This window comes from Halorubrum ejinorense (genome assembly GCF_039522565.1).
Taxonomy (GTDB): Archaea; Halobacteriota; Halobacteria; order Halobacteriales; family Haloferacaceae; genus Halorubrum; species Halorubrum ejinorense.
In genome coordinates this window covers 1-18,077 of sequence record NZ_BAAADQ010000016.1, presented here as the reverse complement: position 1 = coordinate 18,077, position 18,077 = coordinate 1, and the positions used below count along the sequence as shown (strand labels likewise).

Annotated in this window: 20 protein-coding genes and 1 pseudogene; 1 reads left to right on the top strand and 20 read right to left on the bottom strand. The window is 70.3% G+C overall.

The window, feature by feature from the left end:
• Position 1: 1 nt before the first annotated feature.
• From nuoK to ABDZ89_RS15485, 13 genes are all read right to left on the bottom strand, one after another.
• On the bottom strand, positions 2 to 322 hold the full coding sequence (nuoK, locus tag ABDZ89_RS15545) for an NADH-quinone oxidoreductase subunit NuoK (protein ID WP_343780554.1): 321 nt from the start codon (positions 320 to 322) through the stop codon (positions 2 to 4).
• Positions 319 to 678, bottom strand: coding sequence for a hypothetical protein (locus ABDZ89_RS15540; RefSeq protein WP_343780553.1), 360 nt, complete (start codon positions 676 to 678; stop codon positions 319 to 321). The genes nuoK and ABDZ89_RS15540 overlap by 4 nt, the downstream gene beginning before the upstream one ends.
• Positions 675 to 941: an NADH-quinone oxidoreductase subunit J gene (locus ABDZ89_RS15535; protein ID WP_343780551.1), complete on the bottom strand. Its 267-nt coding sequence runs from the start codon at positions 939 to 941 to the stop codon at positions 675 to 677. Before ABDZ89_RS15535 ends, ABDZ89_RS15540 begins: the two co-directional genes overlap by 4 nt.
• Positions 942 to 990: 49 nt before the next feature.
• Complete coding sequence (locus ABDZ89_RS15530) at positions 991 to 1,452, bottom strand: NuoI/complex I 23 kDa subunit family protein (RefSeq protein WP_343780549.1); 462 nt, start codon at positions 1,450 to 1,452, stop codon at positions 991 to 993.
• Position 1,453: 1 nt separating this feature from the next.
• Positions 1,454 to 2,527: a complex I subunit 1/NuoH family protein gene (locus tag ABDZ89_RS15525; RefSeq protein WP_343780548.1), complete on the bottom strand. Its 1,074-nt coding sequence runs from the start codon at positions 2,525 to 2,527 to the stop codon at positions 1,454 to 1,456.
• The gene (locus ABDZ89_RS15520) at positions 2,527 to 4,191 is read right to left on the bottom strand and encodes an NADH-quinone oxidoreductase subunit D (RefSeq protein ID WP_343780547.1); all 1,665 of its coding nucleotides are present in this window, start codon (positions 4,189 to 4,191) and stop codon (positions 2,527 to 2,529) included. Before ABDZ89_RS15520 ends, ABDZ89_RS15525 begins: the two co-directional genes overlap by 1 nt.
• Entirely contained in the window at positions 4,188 to 4,886 is a 699-nt protein-coding gene (locus tag ABDZ89_RS15515; RefSeq protein ID WP_006629677.1) for an NADH-quinone oxidoreductase subunit B, read from the bottom strand. The genes ABDZ89_RS15520 and ABDZ89_RS15515 overlap by 4 nt, the downstream gene beginning before the upstream one ends.
• A complete protein-coding gene (locus ABDZ89_RS15510) occupies positions 4,886 to 5,302 on the bottom strand; it encodes an NADH-quinone oxidoreductase subunit A (protein WP_343780546.1) in 417 nt (138 codons plus the stop codon). The genes ABDZ89_RS15515 and ABDZ89_RS15510 overlap by 1 nt, the downstream gene beginning before the upstream one ends.
• A 153-nt stretch (positions 5,303 to 5,455) precedes the next feature.
• Positions 5,456 to 6,064 carry a 5-(carboxyamino)imidazole ribonucleotide mutase gene (purE, locus tag ABDZ89_RS15505; protein ID WP_343780545.1) on the bottom strand — a complete coding sequence of 203 codons (609 nt, stop codon included), beginning with the start codon at positions 6,062 to 6,064 and terminating at the stop codon, positions 5,456 to 5,458.
• 133 nt (positions 6,065 to 6,197) lie between these two features.
• Entirely contained in the window at positions 6,198 to 7,379 is a 1,182-nt protein-coding gene (locus ABDZ89_RS15500; RefSeq protein ID WP_343780544.1) for a 5-(carboxyamino)imidazole ribonucleotide synthase, read from the bottom strand.
• 122 nt (positions 7,380 to 7,501) lie between these two features.
• Positions 7,502 to 8,236, bottom strand: a complete 735-nt coding sequence (locus tag ABDZ89_RS15495; protein WP_343780543.1) for a profilin-fold protein — start codon at positions 8,234 to 8,236, stop codon at positions 7,502 to 7,504.
• Between the two features lie 76 nt (positions 8,237 to 8,312).
• Positions 8,313 to 9,479: an FtsZ/tubulin family protein gene (locus tag ABDZ89_RS15490; protein ID WP_343780541.1), complete on the bottom strand. Its 1,167-nt coding sequence runs from the start codon at positions 9,477 to 9,479 to the stop codon at positions 8,313 to 8,315.
• Positions 9,480 to 9,549: 70 nt separating this feature from the next.
• On the bottom strand, positions 9,550 to 10,653 hold the full coding sequence (locus ABDZ89_RS15485) for an AI-2E family transporter (RefSeq protein WP_343780540.1): 1,104 nt from the start codon (positions 10,651 to 10,653) through the stop codon (positions 9,550 to 9,552).
• Between the two features lie 110 nt (positions 10,654 to 10,763).
• On the opposite strand from ABDZ89_RS15485, the gene ABDZ89_RS15480 reads away from it, so the two are divergent.
• Positions 10,764 to 11,261 (top strand): LabA-like NYN domain-containing protein, encoded by a 498-nt coding sequence (locus ABDZ89_RS15480; protein ID WP_343780538.1) that lies wholly within the window; start codon positions 10,764 to 10,766, stop codon positions 11,259 to 11,261.
• A gap of 39 nt (positions 11,262 to 11,300) precedes the next feature.
• On the opposite strand, the gene ABDZ89_RS15475 is transcribed toward ABDZ89_RS15480, so the two are convergent.
• From ABDZ89_RS15475 to ABDZ89_RS15445, 7 genes and pseudogenes are all read right to left on the bottom strand, one after another.
• Positions 11,301 to 12,527 (bottom strand): M20/M25/M40 family metallo-hydrolase, encoded by a 1,227-nt coding sequence (locus ABDZ89_RS15475; protein WP_343780537.1) that lies wholly within the window; start codon positions 12,525 to 12,527, stop codon positions 11,301 to 11,303.
• Positions 12,524 to 13,477 carry a diaminopimelate epimerase gene (gene dapF, locus ABDZ89_RS15470; RefSeq protein WP_343780536.1) on the bottom strand — a complete coding sequence of 318 codons (954 nt, stop codon included), beginning with the start codon at positions 13,475 to 13,477 and terminating at the stop codon, positions 12,524 to 12,526. The genes ABDZ89_RS15475 and dapF overlap by 4 nt, the downstream gene beginning before the upstream one ends.
• On the bottom strand, positions 13,474 to 14,850 hold the full coding sequence (gene lysA, locus ABDZ89_RS15465; RefSeq protein ID WP_343780535.1) for a diaminopimelate decarboxylase: 1,377 nt from the start codon (positions 14,848 to 14,850) through the stop codon (positions 13,474 to 13,476). The genes dapF and lysA overlap by 4 nt, the downstream gene beginning before the upstream one ends.
• On the bottom strand, positions 14,847 to 15,686 hold the full coding sequence (locus tag ABDZ89_RS15460) for a 2,3,4,5-tetrahydropyridine-2,6-dicarboxylate N-succinyltransferase (protein ID WP_343780533.1): 840 nt from the start codon (positions 15,684 to 15,686) through the stop codon (positions 14,847 to 14,849). Before ABDZ89_RS15460 ends, lysA begins: the two co-directional genes overlap by 4 nt.
• Positions 15,687 to 15,743: 57 nt before the next feature.
• On the bottom strand, positions 15,744 to 16,553 hold the full coding sequence (gene dapB / locus ABDZ89_RS15455; protein ID WP_343780531.1) for a 4-hydroxy-tetrahydrodipicolinate reductase: 810 nt from the start codon (positions 16,551 to 16,553) through the stop codon (positions 15,744 to 15,746).
• Positions 16,550 to 17,536 (bottom strand): 4-hydroxy-tetrahydrodipicolinate synthase, encoded by a 987-nt coding sequence (gene dapA, locus ABDZ89_RS15450; RefSeq protein WP_343780530.1) that lies wholly within the window; start codon positions 17,534 to 17,536, stop codon positions 16,550 to 16,552. The genes dapB and dapA overlap by 4 nt, the downstream gene beginning before the upstream one ends.
• Before the next feature lie 249 nt (positions 17,537 to 17,785).
• Positions 17,786 to 17,896 (bottom strand): annotated as a pseudogene (locus tag ABDZ89_RS15445) (haloacid dehalogenase type II); the annotation flags it as partial.
• Positions 17,897 to 18,077: the final 181 nt, after the last annotated feature.

The following is an 18,077-nucleotide window of genomic DNA, read 5'->3' as shown; positions in this document are numbered from 1 at the left end:
CTTACCACCTCATCTCCGCGGGAACAGTCACGTCTGTCGTGCCGAAGTTGCGGTATAACACGAGTATGATGCCGATGCCGATGGCGACCTCGGCGGCGGCGAGCGCGATGACGAACAGCGCGAACACCTGCCCCGTGAGGTCACCGTAGTACAGCGCGAACGCGACGAAGTTGATGTTGGCCGCGTTCATCATGAGCTCGACGCTCATGAGGAAGTACAGGGCGCTCCGTCGCGTGAGCACGCCGAACAGTCCGATACAGAAGATGCCCGCCGCCAACAGCAGGTACCACGACGGCGGGATCGAACCGGCGACGGCGGTCATCGGCCGTCACCTCCGTCGCGGCCACCGTCGGTAAGCGCCTGCCCGACCGCGGAGACGATGGACCCGTCCTCCTCGCGCTTCGCGAGGTAGACGGCCCCGTCGACCGCGACGTCGAGCGCGACGGCGGCGATCAGGAACGCCGCGAGGAACCCTTCGGCGGGGATCGTCGCGACGTCGTACGCGCCCAGGTCGAACAGCGCGTACCCGATGTTGTGGACGACCGAGGCGTCCGCCGGGAACCCGGCGGGCGCGGCTTCGAACGCCGCCGCGTTGACCGTTGCGGCGATCAGAGCGAACAGGGCGCCGACGGCGATCGCGGGCGCGATTCGCGACCCGCGGCTCTCGTCGTTGCTCACGCGCGACTCACCTCCGTTTCAGAATCCGATCGCGTGAGCATCACGGCGAACGTGACCAAGATGAGAACCCCGCCCACGTAGACGAGGATCTGCATGGCGGCGATGAACTCCGCCCGCAGCATCACGTAGTGCACCGCGACGCTCGTGAGGGCTCCGCCCAGAAGCAGCGCGGCGTGGAACACGTCGCGCGCGAGGACGACCCCGAGGGCGAACGCCAGCGTAACCGCGGCGAACAGCCCAAACGCGATGGTAGCGTAAACCATTGTGTGTGTCTCCTATGAGAACCCCTTTGAAGATTTCGAGACGAGCCCGTTACTGGTAGTCGATCTCGCCGTCGCCCTCCCCGATCCACGCGCCGCGATCGGGGTTCCGGGACTCCAGCGGATCGATTCCCTTGTACCACGGGACGTTCTTGAGCTGTTCTTTGTTGAACACGAAGTCGTCTTTCGTGTCCGCGGTGAACTCGAAGTTCTGCGTCAGCAGGATGGCGTCGACGGGACAGACCTCCTCACAGAGCCGGCAGTAGATACACTGCCCGATGTGGAGGTTGTACTGCTCGCCGTTGCGCTGGTCGTCTTGAACGATCTGAATCGTGTCGTTGGGACAGACGTTCTCGCACTGGCGGCACCAGATACACCGCTCCTGGCTGAACTTGTGGACCCCGCGGAACCGCGGGCTCACTTCGGGCGCGTCCTCCGGGTATTCCACCGTGAACGTCGTCCCGTCCAGCGCGTGTTTCATCGTCGTCGCCATGGATTTCATGAGTCCGATCATATTACGCGATCACCCCCACGATTACGGCCGTGAGCACCAGGTTCGCGAACGACAGCACGAGCATTCCTTTCCAGCCGATCTCGATCAGCTGGTCGATGCGGACGCGCGGCAGCGCCGCGCGGGCCCACTGCGTGAACAGGAAGAAGCCCCAGATCTTCACCACGAACCAGATGAAGCCGATGCTCTCCGGGCCGGGCCCGGAGGCGCCGCCGAGGAACGTCACGGCGAGGATGGCCCCGCCGAGGAAGATGTGGACGAACTCGCCGAGGTAAAAGAGGACGAAGTACGCCGAGGAGTACTCCGTCTGGTACCCCGCGACGATCTCCGTCGGCGCCTCGGGGATGTCGAACGGGTTCCGTCCGATCTCCGCCATGTTCGCCGTGAGGAACAGCACGAACGCGAACGGGTTCACGAACGCGTACCACGACGGGATGGCGATGCCGCCTATCGACACGAGCGTCTCCGTCTGCGCGCCGACGATGCCGCTCATCTGGAGCGTGCCGGAGAAGATCACGACCGACATCCCCGTGACGATGAGCGGGATCTCGTACGCCAGGTTCTGCGCGACGGCGCGGAGCCCGCCGAGCAGCGAGTACTTGTTGTTCGACGCGTACCCCGCCATCACCAGCGAGACCGACGCGATCGACGCGAACGCGAACACCAGCGCGAACCCGACCTCGGGGTCCGCGAGCTGGAGGTTGATCGGCCCGAGCTGCCCCATCGGGATGACGGAGAAGCCGAGCAGCGCGGACGCGGGCAGCAGAATGGGCGCGATGTCCCACGAGGGGCGGTCGACGCCCTCCGGGATGATGAGCTCCTTCGCGAGCAGCTGCACCGCGGCCGCCGGGATGATGAGCAGGCCGTAGGGACCGATCCGATCGACCGCGATGCGGTCGGTGAACGCGGCCGTGATCTTCCGTTTGGCCCACGGGCCCGCGACGCCCGTGAACGCGAGGATGATGTTCCCGACGACGAAGGCCGCGACGAGCGACGCCGCGACCTCGCCGATGACGCTATCGAGCCCGAGCGTGTCGACGATGAACTCGGGGAACAGCTGTGCGGGCGCCGCGCCCATCAGCGGTCCACCTCCCCGAGAACGATGTCGAGGCTACCGAGGGCGGCGATGACGTCGGGGATGTACTCCCCGTTCGCCATCTCCGGGAGCGTCTGGAGGTTCGAGAAGCACGGCGATCGGATCTTGAACCGAGCGGGCTTGTCCGTCCCGTCGGCGCGGATGTAGATGCCGAGTTCGCCCTTGGCGCCCTCGACGGCGCGGTAGATCTCCGTGTCGTCGTCCGGGCGCAGCGTGCGGGGGACGTTGGCCTGAATGTTCCGCTCGTCTTCGGGCCAGTCTTCGAGCAGGTCGACGCACTGCTCGATGATCTTCGCGGACTCCTCGACCTCGCGCATCCGCACGAGCAGCCGGCTGAAGTTGTCGCCGCCGTCCTCGGTGACGACGTCCCAGTCGAGTTCGTCGTAGTACCCGTACGGGTCGTCGCGGCGCAGGTCGTAGTCGATTCCCGACCCGCGGGCGACGGGGCCGGTGGCGCCGTAGTTCTTCGCGATGTCTTCCGGGAGGATGCCGGTGTTGATCGTCCGCATCTGGAAGATCTCGTTCGAGGTGATCAGGTTGTGGTACTCCTCGATGGACTCCGGGAGCTGGTCAAGGAAGTCCCGGGTCTTCGAGAAGAACTCCTCGCGCGGCTTCGGCAGGTCCCAGACGACCCCCCCGAGCCGGAAGTAGTTGAACATCAGCCGCTGGCCGGTCAGGTCCTCGAGAAGGTCCTGAACGCGCTCGCGGTCGTTGATGGCGTACATGAACGTCGCCGTGAAGTCGCCGTTCACGTCGAGCGCGAACGTCGCGAGCGCGAGCATGTGCGCGGCGATCCGGCACATCTCCGCCCCCATCGTCCGGATGACCTGCGCGTACTCGGGCACCTCGATGTCCGCGAGGTCCTCGGCCGCGCGGGCGTACGCCCACTCGTTGAGCAGGCCCGCCGAGATGTAGTCCCAGCGGTCCGGGTACGGCATGATCTGGTGGCGGTACGTTCCGGACTGGGCCATCTGCTCCTCGCTCCGGTGGAGGTAGCCGATGTCGGGCTCGACGTCCATGACCTGCTCGCCGTCGAGCGTCGTCTTCAGGTGGAGGACGCCGTGCGTCGCCGGGTGGTGCGGCCCGATGTTGAGGAACATCGTGTCGGACTCGGAGTCTTTGTGATGGTCCTGAAGCGGGTTCGCGTGCTCCGGCAGCGTCGCGATCTGGGGCCGGTCCTTGTCGTAGTCCATCGACAGCGGGTGCCCCTGCCAGGTCTCGGGCAGGAGGATCCGACGCATGTCGGGGTGGCCCTCGTAGTCGATGCCGATGAGGTCGTACGCCTCACGCTCGTGCCAGTCGGCCGTCCGGAAGACGGGCTCCGCCGATTCGGAGACGGGGTCGTCCTTGTCGGCGGGGACGACGATGCTGACCTCCTGCGTCGGGTCGTCGTACTTCTTCAGGTGGTAGATCGACTCGTAGCGGTTCTCGTATTCCTGCGCGGAGACGACGGAGAGGTGGTCGTACCCCGCCTGCTCCTTCAGAGTCGAGAGCGTTTCCTGAACGGTGTCCGGCCGGATCACGAAGCCGGGCGCGTTCAGATGGTCGTCGCGGTCGACGACGAGGTCGCCGAGCAGCGCCTCCAGCTCGTCGGGGGTGCGCTCGACGGCCGCGTCGTCGACGGGGTCTGGTCGTTCGAGGCTCATGGCGAATCAGCGAAGTTGTACCGCATGACGAGTTCGTCGTCGTCGATCTGGTCGGTCAGTTTGTCGACGAGCTCGTCGCGTTCGAGGTCCGAGAACTCCTCCAGCTCGTACGGCTTGACCGTGACGGGCGCCGCCTCGCCGTTGGCGACGCGCTCTTGCAGCTTCACGACGCCGTAGACGAGCGCCTCGGGACGGGGCGGGCAGCCGGGGACGTGGATGTCGATCGGGATGACCTCCTCGGCGCCTTTGATCACGTTGTACCCCTCCTGGAACGGGCCGCCGGAGATGGTACACGAGCCCATGCCGACGACGAACTTCGGCTCGGGCATCTGGTCGTACACGCGCTTCATCCGCGGCGCGAACTTCGAGACGATCGTCCCGGGGACGATCATCACGTCGGCCTGCCGCGGCGACGCGCGGGGGACGCCCGACCCGAAGCGGTCGAGGTCGTGTTTCACCGCGTAGGTGTGCATCATTTCGATGCTACAGCAGGCGATACCGAACTGCAGCATGAACATCGAGGAGCCGCGACACCAGTTCAGGAACTTGTCGAACTTGGTGAGGATGAACGGCGAGGAGCCGAACGCCTCACGGAGGCGGGAGTTGAACCGGTCTCCCTGCCCGGTCATCCGCGCGTCGCGGGTTTCGGTTACGACTTGCGATTCGTCGGTGATAAATGGTTGATCGCTGCTCATTAGTTGATGTCCTCCGTCGTCTTTCTGCTGGTCGCGCGCGGACTGCGGGCCCAGCTGATCGCCCCCGACCGCCACGCCCAGACGAGTCCGACCGCGAGGACTCCGACGAACGCCAACATCGGCCACAACAAGGCGGTCATCGGGACGCCGGCCTCGATGGCCGGGCGGTAGATGGCCGCCCACGGGAACAGCAACACGGTCTCGATGTCGAACACGACGAACAACAGCGCGACCATGTAGTACTGGATGTTGAACCGGATCCGCGTCCCGCCCGTCGGGGTCTCGCCGGACTCGTAGGTGGTACTTTTGCCGGTCTCAGGCACGCTCGGACGGAGCAGCGCCGACACTGTCATCATCGCTATCGGGATGAGCAGGCCGACGACCGCCAAGGCGCCAATCGCTATCCAATCGCTCATATAGGTCTCCGTAACGTGCTGGGGTTTGGACCGCCCCCTCATAAGCGTTGAGTCTTGTGCGTCCACGGGCGTGCGGGCCGGTATCGGCCGTTAGCGGGGAAAAACCGAAGTACGGCGGTGGCCGCGGACAGAAGTGGGACCGAACACGTTCCGTTACCGGTTACGGAACCCATCGAGACCGAGGTCGTGAAGCGCCGCCGAGTCGTCCGCGACCCCCGCCTTCTGGTCATCGTGGAGGTCGACCAGCCGCTCCGCGACGGTTTCGTGTTCGCGAGCGAGAACCTGCGCCGCCGACAGGGCGGCGTTGTACGACTTCCCGGCGTCGACGGCGACGATCGGCGCGCCCGTCGGCATCCCGATCACCGAGTCGACCGACTTCTCCTGAACGGGCACCCCGATCACGGGCACCGGATACGCGATCGACGCGGTCATGTTCGGCAGGTCCGCCGACTTCCCGCCCGCACCCGCGATGATGACATCGAGCCCGCGGTCCGTCGCCGTCCCCCCGTACGCGTACATGAGCTCCGGCGTCCGGTGTGCCGAGACGACGTAGCTCTCGTAGGTGAACCGCGCGTCCGGCGCCTCGTCGAAGTCGGTCTGCTCCGCGAACCCGAGGTCGTCGAGCGCCGCGTAGGCGTCCTCCATGACGGGGAGGTCCGAGTCCGAGCCCATGATGATCCCCACGTCCGGGGTAGTCGCCGGGTCGGCGTCCGCGTCGGCCTCCGCTTCGAGCCGCTCGATCAGGTCGTCCACCGTGGTCATGGTCGGTGGTTCGGCGGACGGCTACAAGGAACTCCCGGATGCGGCGACCGCCCGCACGGAGTCCGCGTGCCGCCGGAGCGGTTCCGGAGCGGTTCCGGGTCCGGGCGGCCACCGCGGCGTGACGAGTCGTCGCCTACTCGTCACGGAACGTCAGCCCGTCTCGCAGTTCCCGCGCCCGGTCGAGCAGCGCGGCGCGCTCGTCGAGCGAGACCGCGTCCGGGTCCGCGTCGGCGTCCGTCGCTGTCAGGTGGCCCATCTTCCGAAGCGGGTAGACGTCGTCTTTGCCGTACCAGTGGAGGTCGGCGTCGGGTGCGCCGAGGACCGTCTCGACGTTCCGGAGCGTGGCCGGTTCGGTCTCGTCCACGTCGCCGAGCACGTTCGCGGTGACGGCGGGCGCGACGAGGTCGGCGGGGCCGAGCGGCCAGCCGAGGACCGCGCGGACGTGGTTCTCGAACTGCGAGGTACGCGCGCCCTCGATCGTCCAGTGGCCGGAGTTGTGGGGGCGCGGCGCGATCTCGTTGACCAGCACGTCGCCCTCGCGCGTCTCGAACAGTTCGATCCCGAAGACGCCGCGGCCGTCGAGCACGTCGAGCACGTCGCGGGCGACCGACTGCGCCTCGTCGACGATCTCGTCGCTCGCGCGGGCGGGGGCGACGCTCTCGCGGAGGATCTCCTCGCGGTGGACCGTCTCCGTGACGGGGTAGGTCCGCGTCTCGCCGTCGGCGCCCTTCAGCCCCATCACGGCGATCTCGCGCTCGAAGTCGAGGAACTCCTCGGCCATCGCGGCGCCGCCGATCTCGGCGAGCGCGTCGGCCGCGTCGGCGGGGGCCTCGACCGGGACGTTCCCGCGGCCGTCGTACCCGCCCTCCCGCGCCTTCAGCATGACGCCGCCGAACTCCTCGACGACGCGTTCGAGCCCCTCGGCGGTCGCGACCGCGACGAACTCGGGGACGGGGATTCCGGCGTCCGCGAGCGCCTCCTTCTGGACCAGCTTGTCCTGAATCGTCTCGAGCGTGCCCGGAGCGGGGTGGACCGGCACGCCGTGGTCGTCGCCGGCGGCCGCGAGCACGTCCGGGTCGGCGAGTTCGATCTCGAAGGTCACGGCGTCGACGCGGCGCGCGAGCTCGTCGACGGCCGCCGCGTCGTCGAAGTCGGCGACGATCTGGTCGCTGACGACGGGCGCCGCCGGACAGTCGGGCGTCGGATCCAAGACGACGAGGTCGACGCCGAGCGGCGCGGCGGCCTCGGCCAGCATTCGGGCCAGCTGTCCGCCGCCGACGACGCCGAGCGTCGGCCCCGGCAGGGTGATCGACATGTGCGAGTCGGTACTGTACGGTAGTGAATAAGTATTGCCAATGTGCGAAAGAAATATCCACGAACGCGGATCGATCGGTCGTGCGTCTGCGAACCCGGGGGCGAACGGACCGAACCGGTGTGTCAGAGCGAGACGTTTCGGAGGTCGGCTTCGAGCTCGTCGACGAACTCGTTGTACGCCCCGACGAACCCGCGGAACCCCTCCGCGTGCGCCCGCACGTCGGCCGCCGAGGGCGCCCCGTACTGCGACAGGAGGTAGAGGCCGCTGGAGCCGCCGATCCGGAGGTACGAGACCGTGCCCTCGTCGTACTTCAGCTCCCAGCGGTCGCCGTCGACGCGGGCGGTGAACGTCCCGTAGTCGTCGCTCTCGTACCGGTGGACTTCGCCCGCGATGATCGCACAGGTGTCGCGTATCGCGTCGAGGACCCGGTCGCGCTCCGCCACCACGCCGTCGGTGGTCGTCGGCTCGGGGAACTCCGCGCTCACGTCGTCGAGGACGCCGGACAGGGAGGCGACGTAGTCGTTCCACGCCGCCACGAACGCCGCGTAGTCGTCGAGCGCGGTCGCCAGCGCGGCGGGCTCCGGCGGCTGTTTCGTCGAGACGACGTACGTGTCGGACCCCGATTTCGGCGAGAACAGGAGGAACTCCAGTTCGCCCGCCTCGTGTTTTACGGTCCACTCGCCGCCGGGGGTCGAGAGCGTCTCCCGCCCGTAGTCGCCCCCCTGAAGCAGCGCCAGCTGGTAGGCGATCCGCCCGGCGTGGTCCCGGACTGCGGCGACGAGGTCGTCGCGGCGCTCCGCGACGGCCGCGGCGTCGCGAACGTCGACGTCGATCCCGAGGTCTGCCTGCGTCGTCACGGGGTCACTGGGCGCGCCACGCGGTTAACCGGTTCGGGTCGATCGACCGCGGTACCCCCGGTCGTTCGAGTCGGCGTCACCGGATCGTCTCGCGGATCTCGCGGATTCGCTCGGGCTCGTCGACGCCCGACCGGACGACGACAGCGGAGACGGCGTCGCCGTCGGGGACCGGCGCGTCGCCGCTCAGTATCGCGTCCGAGCCGGTCTCCTCGGCGAGCCACCGCCGCCCGTCTGCGATCGCCTCTCGGTTGAGCCACTCCGGCGGCCCGCCGACGATCAGCAGGGTTCGGTCGGCCCGCCCCCCGGGGACTTCGACCGTGTTCTTGCCGCGGGCCGCCTTCCGGATGACCGTCTCGATGGCCGACACCGCGGCGCCGATGTCGACCTCGGCCGGTTCGGAGGAGCCGAACAGCCCGAGCCCGAACCGCGACCCCTGCTCGGGCGAATCGACCGGCTGGGTCGCGTGGCCGATCGCCGCGACCTCGCCGTCGCTCCCCACCGCCCGAGCCACGTCGCTCGCGTCGAGCACCTGCTGTGGCGTCGCCGTCCCCTCGGGCGCCTCGCCGGCGCCGAACAGCGCCGCGATCCGGTCGGCGGCGATCCCGTTGAGTCGGTCCCGGGCCCCGCCGAGCGTCTCGCCGGGTCGGAGCCACGCCGCGTTGTCGAACGGGAAGACCGCCGCACAGCCCTCGGAGAGCGCCTCGAGGGTCCGCGCGGCGTTCCGCTCGGCCAGCGGGCGGTGCGGCGTCTCCGTGGCGGCCTCGCTCGGGGACCCCGCGGACCCCCCGGAGGCCGCCGATCTCGGGTCGTCGTCCTCCTCTTCGGTCTCGCTCGCCGTGGGGAGAAGACCGAAGGCGTACACGGGCGTGTCGTAGAGCCGGGAGAGCTCCTCGGCGAGCGCCGGCGCCGCGCCCGCGCCGGCCGCGCCGCCGAGGCCAGTGATTATCAGGAACGCCTCCGCGGTCGAGGGCCGCTGGTCGTCCATCTCCCTGCCGAGTTCGCTCGCGTGCGCGTCGCCGAGGCGGCGCCCGGCGTGGAGGTCCCCGCCGAGTCCGTCGCCGCCCGCGGCGTCGCCGAACCGGTACCGGCGCTCCTCGCCGAGCGCGTTCAGCGCGCTCAGCGCGTCCATGTCGGTGTCGAAGCCGTTGACGCCCGCGAGGAACGGGTCGCCGTCGTGGTCGGCCGCGAGTCGGTCGGCGATCCGCCCCCCGGCCCCCCCGAGGCCGATCACGTGTAGTCGCATACGTGCCCCGGTCGTCGAGCGGGGATATATGACTTCGGCTCGCCGCGAACAGGGGCGACCGGGGACCGGCTCAGAACTCTTCGAGCCGGCGTTGGCCGTCGGGGATTTCGGGGCCCGGGTCCGGCTCCACGCCGAGGAGGCGCAACAGCGCGGTGTCGGCGAACGTCAGCGCCAACACGAGGATGATCGGCGCGAGGAAGAGGCCGTGGAACCCGAACACGACCGGGCCGAAGATGTACGCGAGCATGAGGAGCCCGACGTGCGTCGTCTCGCCGCTGAAGTACGGGCGGAGGACGATGTCGGGGATGGTGTCGACGACCACGACCGTGACGACGAGGAACCCGGCGACGTACGCGAGCAGTCCGAGTTCGCCGTCGAGCGCGATCGGTATCGACATCGCCGCCACCAGCGGAATGTAGACGATCTTCATCCCGATCACGGGGATCAGGCTGGCGACGCCGGTGAGCGCGCCGGCGAGCGTCGGGTACGGGATCTCGACCGCGGCGGGCGCGACCACGTTGTACGCGAGGTACGTGACGACGGCGATGATCGAGATGGCGATGACGTTGAGCAGGTTGCCGTACAGGACGGCTTCAAGCTCGTCGTCCGCCGTTTCGAGGTACTCGCGGACGATCGCGTCGTCGTCGAAGGTGAGCAGCCAGTCGTGGAACTTCGACCCGTCGATGAGCAGGTAGTACGTGACGACGATGGTGATGAGCAGGTTCAGGGCGAGTCCGGACGCCGTACTCGCCAGCAGCGACGCCTGCTCGGAGACGAGGTCGATGAGCGGGTCGAACTGGCCGGAGCGGTACGCCGCGAGCAGCTCGTCCATCGTCGGGTTCGACAGCGCCGCGAGATCGCCGATGACCGAGTTCTCGGCGCCGATGGTGTCGGCCACCGGGTACGTCTCGATGAACCGCCGCGCCTCTAAGACCAGCAGCACCAACGTGTAGCTCACGAGGCCGATGAGGGGGATGCCGATGACGGACAGCGACACCACCGCGCGGACCCTGGTCGGCAGCCGGAAGCGTTCGAGCCGGTGGTAGAACCGCCGCGTGGAGTAGTAGAGGAAGACGGCGACGGTGAGCGGGGCGACGAACCGAAAGGCCACGAAGCCGGCGACGACCGCGACCGCGAGGCCGAAGAGGGCGACGACGAACCGCTTTTCGTCCATGGGCCAGGGTCACCACCGCCGGACATAAACCATGGTGGTCGCTGAGGGCCCGGCGGACGGCGGTCGCGCCGATCCCAAAGCCCCTAACGGTCGGGGGTGAACGGGGACGCATGAACGAGATCCATCCGGATCAGCGCGTCGCGGTGCTGGCGGACTCACAGAACCTGTACCACTCCGCACAGAGCGTCTACTCGCGGAACATCGACTACTCCGGCCTGCTGGAGTCGGCCGTCGCGGACCGGTCGCTCGTCCGCGCCATCGCGTACGTGATCCGCGCCGACTCCCCGGAGGAGGAGAGCTTCTTCGAGGCGCTCCGCGACATCGGCTTCGAGACGAAGATCAAGGAGATCAAGACGTTCGCGGACGGCTCGAAGAAGGCCGACTGGGACCTCGGGATGAGCCTCGACGCCGTCTCGCTCGCGAGCCACGTCGACACGGTCGTCCTCTGTACCGGCGACGGCGACTTCGCCCGGCTCTGTTCGCACCTCCGCCACGAGGGGGTCCGCGTCGAGGCGATGGGGTTCGGCAACTCCGCCGCGGACGAACTGATCGAGGCCGCCGACGAGTTCGTCGACCTCGCCGACGAGAAGGAGACGTTCCTGCTCTGACTCGCGGCGGCGTCGGTGCCGCCGCCGTCACGTGCCTCTTTACAGGCCCACGTCGCCGTCGCCGAGCAGCGCCGCGACCGCGCGTTCCACGGCCGTCGCGGCCGCCTCCACCTCACGCACCCGGACGTACTCGCGCTCGGCGTGAGCGACCGCGCCGGACTCGTCGGCGATGTCGCCGGGACCGAACACGACCGTCGGCGCCGGCGCGAAGTACGACGCCTCGGTCGCCGCGCCGAACGGGCGTACGTCGCCGCCTCGGTCGCTCGGGAGGCCGACCGCCTCGCCGGCGTCCCGCGCGCCGGCGGCCACCGCGCTCACGAGTTCGTGGTCCGGGTCGGTCGCGAACGCCTCGAGGAACGGCGACTCGCGGTCGGTGAGCGCGACCGCGACGTCGACGCCGCGGTCCGCCGCGAGCGACTCGCTGACCGCGGCCGCGAGCGCCGACCGGAACGCCGCGGCGGACTCGGGCGGAACGCTCCGGCGGTCGACCGTTATCTCGCAGTCGGCCGGCACCTGGTTCGTCGCGTCGCCGCCCCCGATCACGGTCGGGGTGAGCTTCGGCGGGCCGAGTTGCGGGTGTTCGGTCGCGTCGTCGTCGAAGGTCCGGATCGCGGCGAGCGCGTCCTCCGCGGCCGCCACCGCGTTCGCCCCCGCGAACTCCGCGGCGTGAGCGGCCGTCCCGGACAGTTCGACGGTCGCCTGAAACCGTCCCTTCGCGGCGGTACACGCGTCGAGGCCGGTCGGCTCGCCGACCAGAAACAGGTCGCCGTCGAGGCGGTCCTCGGTGTCCGAAAGCTGCCCCGTCAGCGCCGCCGCGCCGAGCGAGAGGGCCTCCTCGTCGGGCGTGAGCGCGAGCGTGATCCGGCCGCGGTCGGGGTCGGTCGTCAGAAAGCCCGACAGCAGCGCCGCGAGCGGTCCCTTCGCGTCGCACGCGCCGCGTCCGCGAACGACCGCCTGCCGCCCCGTCTCGCCCGCCTCGACCGACGCGGAGTCGCCGCCGCGCTCGTCGTCCCGGGCGGGCCCGCGTTCGAACGGGACGTGCGGCGTCACCGCGTCGAGGTGCGTGTTCAACACGAGATGCGGCCCGCGGCCGGGCGCGTCGGAGCGCTTCTCGGCGACCACGCAGCCCTCGACGACCTCGGTCTCGACCCCGAACCGGTCGAGGGTCTCCACGACGAGCTCGCGCATCTCGTCGACCGACTCGTGGGAGGGGATCCGAACGGCGTCCTCGAGGAACGAGACCGGGTCGAACGCGGCGTCGCTCATCGGGGGTCGAACGGAAGCGTCCCCGAGAACTCGTGGGCGACCGGCCCGGTCAGCGTGGCGTGACCCTCGTCGGGGACGGTGATCGACAGTTCGCCGCCCGGCGGCCGGCTCACCGCGGACTCGCCTTCGATCAGTCCCAGCCGACGGGCGACCGCGACGACCGCGACCGCGCCGGTGCCACAGGAGCGCGTCTCGCCTTCGACGCCGCGCTCGAAGGTTCGCTGGTCGAGGACGGCAGGTCCCTCCCCGCTCCCGTCGTCGACGACCGCGGCGAGGTTCACGTTCGCGCCCTCGGGGAAGACGTCGGCGTGGCGGACCGGCGGCGCGACCGCGTCGAGGTCGACCGCGTCGAGGTCGACCGCGTCGATCCCGTCGGCGTCGTCGCGGCCGCCGTCGACGAACGCGACGGCGTGCGGAACGCCCGTGTTCACGGCGGTGACGCGCAGTCCCTCGACTCGCTCGTCGACCAGCGGTTCCCCGGCGGCCGCGCCCTCGCGGGCGACCGGGACGCGGGTCGGGCCGAACGTCGGCTCGCCCATCTCGATGGTGGCCTCGGACGCGTCCGCGTTCACGGTGGCGCGCCGCGTCCCGGCCTGCGTGTCGATCATGAACTCGCGGTCTCCGGTCCGGTCGTGCGCCCACCGCGCGACGACCCGAGCGCCGTTGCCGCACATCGTCGCGGTGGAGCCGTCGGGCTGGACCAGCGTCATCACCACGCGCGTCGGCGCGAACCGCTCCTCGATGCTCAAAAAGAGGACGCCGTCGGCGCCGCGCCGAGCGTCGCCCGCCGACCCGGCGTCGAAGTCGGCCCGGTCGACGCCCGTCTCGCGGTCGCAGTGCGTCCGCGCGAACGCCCCGCGGTCGCCGACGTTAGCGTTGTCCGCGTCGACGACGAGGAAGTCGTTGCCCGTGCCGTGGTACTTCTCGACCGGGACGGCGTGGGCGTTCATCTGACGCCCTCCGTGCCCTCGGCTCGGTGCCGGTTCGCGTCCCGTTCGGCCGCCGTCAGGTCGCCGAGCGTCTCGCGGCGCCGGGCGACCGTCGCGGTTCCGTCGTCGAGCGCGACCTCCGCGGGTCGCGGCCGTGAGTTGTATTGGCTCGCCATCTCGTATCCGTAGGCGCCCGCGACGCCGACGGCGAGGAGGTCCCCGCGGGTCGGGTCGCCGAGCGCCCGGTTCCTACAGAGCGTATCGCCGGTCTCACAGATAGGTCCGGCGACCGTGACAGGGGTTGCCTCCCGGTCTTCCGGGGCCGGCGAGTCGTTGCCGTCGCGCTCCAGCCCGCCGCCGAGGTTGGCGATCGGGTGGTACGCGTCGTACATCGCCGGGCGAAGCAGGTCCGTCATCCCGGCGTCGACGCCGACGACGGTCTCGTCCGGCGTCGGCTTCACCGTGTTCACCCGCGTCAGGAGGACGCCGGCGTCGGCGACGACGTACCGACCGGGCTCGACGGCGAGGTCCACGCTCGCGGGCAGGGGCGCGACCGCCTCGCGAGTGGCCGCGGCCACCGCCGGCAGGTCGAGCGGCGGCGCGTCCTCCTCGTAGGGGACGCCGAACCCGCCGCCGACGTCGACGTACTCCAGATCGAGGGGGTCGGCGGAGCCGTCGTCGGGGTCGATCAGCTCCCGCGCTAGGTCGCCCATCCGCGCGACCAGTTCGCGGTGGCTGTCCAGCTGTTCGGGGTCGATGCCGGAGCCGGCGTGGGCGTGGACGCCGACCACGTCGAACCGCTCCGCCGCCTCCCGAGCCGCCTCCGCGGCGCGGTCGTAGGGGACGCCGAACTTCGCGGCGCCGCCGGTGGTCACCTTCTCGTGGTGGCCCGCGCCGACGCCGGGGTTGACGCGGACGCAGACCCGCCCGTCGTAGCCGCGCTCGGCCAGCCGGTCGAGGGTGTCGAGCGCGCCGACCGTCACGGTGAGGTCGGGCTCGGCCGCGGCGACGCCGACGACGTAGTCGAGGTCGCGGGCCGGCGGGTTCACCGCGGTGTAGTGGAGCCGGGAGCCGTCGAAGCCGGCCGCGAGCGCGCGGTCGACCTCGCCGGCCGACGCGCACTCGGCGTCGAGGCCGGCGTCGCGGACCGCCTCCAGGACGGCGCGTCCGGTGTGCGCCTTGACCGCGTATCGCACGTCCGCGTCGGGGAACGCCCCGAGCAGCCGCTCGCAGTTCTCGCGGACGCGGTCGAGGTCCTGGACGTATAGCGGGGTCTCATACTCGGCCGCGAGGCCGCGCAGGCGCTTGGCGTCCCAGTCGCTCACGCGGCGGACCGAGGGGTTGTCGGCGGCGGGTTCGCTCGTCGCCTCCGCGCCCGCGTCGCGGTCGCTCATTCGCGGAGCGCGTCCTCCCGTCGCGTCGCTTCTAGGGTCTCCTCCTCGACGTGCGTCGCGACGACGGCGGGCTTGTACGCGCCGCCCTCGAAGAGGTCGTGGTCGCCGACGGACGACTCCACCATCCGGGTGAACGCGCGGCGCTCGGCCGGGAGGTGACCGTAGATCACGTCCTCCTCGACGAGGTCGTAGACGGGGATGCGGGGCGTCAGGAGCGTGTTCTCGCCGACGACGGAGTTCTCGCCGACGCGGAACCCGCTCGTGACCCGGCAGCCCGCGCCGAGCGAGACGCCGTCCTCGACGATGACGGGGGCGTCCTCGACCGGTTCGAGGACCCCGCCGATCAGCGTGTTGGCCCCGAGCTTGACGTTCTCGCCGAGCTGTGCGCACGAGCCGACGGTGTCACAGGAGTCGACGAGGGTGCCGTCGCCGACGTACGCGCCCATGTTGACGAACGAGGGGCTCATCATGATACAGTCGCTGCCGAGGTACGCGCCGCGGCGGATCGCCGTCCCGTCGGGCGTGTTCCGCGTGCCGCGCTCGGCGAGGTCGGCCGTGTCGCGCAGCGGCAGCACGTCGTGGTAGGTGACGCCGCCGTACTGGCGCGGCTCGGTCTCGCGCAGGCCGAAGTTGAGCAGGATGCCTCGCTTGACCCACTCGTTGGCCTCCCACGAGGTGACGTCGTCGCCGGTCTTCTCGGCGGCGCGCACCTCGCCGGCCTCCAGCGCGGCGAGGAACGCGTCGATCACGGCCGCGTCGTCGTCGGTCGCGTCGGCGGCGGTCAGTCCGTCCTGATAGCGGTCCCACAGATCGGCGACGTCGGATTCGAGGCTCATTGGCTGGTGTATGGCTGAGTGGCGGTATTTACTCGTCGATGTCCGGATGTCTGAAGGTCATTCATTCGCGGCTCCGTCGGCGGCAGCGCCCGCGTCAAGCACGTCGGCGAACCCGTACCAGCCGGCGTCGCGGCCGGCGAGCCACGCGGCGGCGTCGAGCGCGCCCTCGGCGAACACCCCGCGGTCGCCGGCGCGGTGCGTGAGTTCGAGCGTCTCGCGGTTCCCCGCCAGGAGGACCTCGTGCTCGCCGGTTACGTCGCCCGCTCGACGGGCGTGGACGCCGATCTCGCCGGCGCTCCGCGGCGCGTCGCCCTCGCGACCGTGGACGCGCTCGTCGAGGTCTTCGCGGACTTCCTCCACGTCGTCGAGGATGGACCCCGCGGTGCCGGAGGGGGCGTCGCGCTTCGCGTTGTGGTGCGTCTCGGTCAGTTCCACGTCGTAGCCGGGCAGCGCCGCGGCCGCCTCGCGCACGGCCCGGCGGAGCGCGGCGACGCCGCGCGCGAAGTTCGACGCTTTGAGGACCGGAACCGCGTCGCTCGCGGCGCGGAGGCCCTCTATCTGTCCGTCCGCGAAGCCGGTCGTCCCGGTCACGAGGGGGACGCCGGCGCCCGCGCAGGCCTCGGCGTACGCGACCGCCGAGTCCGGGCCGGTGAAGTCGATCAGCACGTCGGGCCGCTCGCTCGCGAGCAGGTCGTCGAGTCGGTCGGCGTCCTCGACCGCGACGCCGGCCACGGGATCGACCGGACTCCGATTGACCGCGACCGCGACCGTGACGCCCTCGCGGTCGGCGGCGGCCGCGATCACCTCGCGGCCCATGCGACCGCCGGCGCCGGTGACGGCGACGGAGAGCGGCGAGTCCGCGCTCATTCCGCGCCCCCCGTCGCCGCGGGGTCGACCGCGCCCGGGGCGCCGCGTTCGTACTCCGCTAGCAGGTCGCGCAGCGACTCGCGTCGCTCCTCGGAGAGCCGCGAGAGCGGCGGGCGGACGCGCGGTCCGCCCCGCCCGCGGATGTGCATCGCCTCCTTCACCGGGATGGGGTTCGTCTCGGCGAACAGTTCGCGGACGAGCGGCGAGAGCTCGTGGTGGAGCGCCCGCGCGCGGTCGTAGTCGCCCGAGAGCGCGGCGCCGACCATCGCGCAGGTACGCTCGGGCTCGACGTTGGCGACCACGCTTATCGTCCCCGTGCCGCCGACCGACAGCACGGGCAGGGTGAGCCCGTCGTCGCCCGACAGCACCGCGAACGACTCGTCGCGCGTCCGCTCGATCACCTCGCTGATCCGGTTCAGGTCGCCCGAGGCCGCCTTGTAGCCCTGAATGTTCGGGTGTTCCGCGAGTTCGACCGCGACGTCGACCGGGATCGACTGCCCCGTGCGGCTCGGGACGTTGTAGACGATCTGCGGGATGTCGACCGCGTCGGCGATGGTTCGGTAGTGCTTCAGAAAGCCCGCGGGCTCGGGCCTGTTGTAGTACGGCGAGATGAGGAGGAGGCCGTCGGCGCCGGCGTCGGCCGCGCGCTCGGACAGCGAGAGCGCCTCCGCGGTGTTGTTCGAGCCGGTGCCCGCGATCACGGGGATGTCGTCGAGCGCGTCGCGGACCGTCTCGATCACCGCGACGTGTTCGTCGTGGCTCATCGTCGCGGACTCGCCGGTGGAGCCGACGGGGACGACCCCGTCGACGCCGGCGCGTTCGAGGAACCGCGCGTTCGCGGCGAGCTGATCGTGGTCGACCGCGTCGCCGTCTGTGAACGGGGTCGTCATCGCCGGGTAGACGCCCTCGAACGGCGCGTCGGTCGCGTTGCTGTCTGTCGGTTCTGCCGTCGCGTACGGGGTGGTCGTCGTCGTGTCCGTCATGGTGTGGTCTGGTAGTCGGGTCGGTCGTCGAGCGGAGCGGTCGCGCGACCCCGAGCGGGCCGCGGGTCGGGGGTCGTCCGGGACGGGGTCGCCACTCCCGCCGGCGGACGGCTCACGCCCGTTTCTTCGAGAAGAGCCGCGTCGCTGGTGGCGTCGGCGAGCCGAGCGTGGACGCGGGTCGGGTCACACCGTTCGATACCGGAGTGGTCCGCTTATAGATTGCGCCTCGCGCCGAAACTGCCGACTCGGTCACGCCCCGAGCAGGTCGGCGGGGCCGTGGAGCGTCTCGACGGTCGCGTCCGGATCGCCGCCGAACGGTTCCCACGGCGGGCCCTTCCGGTCCACCCGCGCGGCCTCCACGTACACGAGCGTGACTGTCCGAGTCGAACCTCACCGTCGAGACGCGGTCGGCGTCGAGCGGCAGGGGCGGGGCCGCGGCCGCCGGCGGCACGAGGGGCCGGACCGGGAGCCTCGGGGTCGTGTTAACTTAAGCATCGGTTCCAGCAGACGGCGAAGGCTCGGAGCCATGATTCTGCCGCCG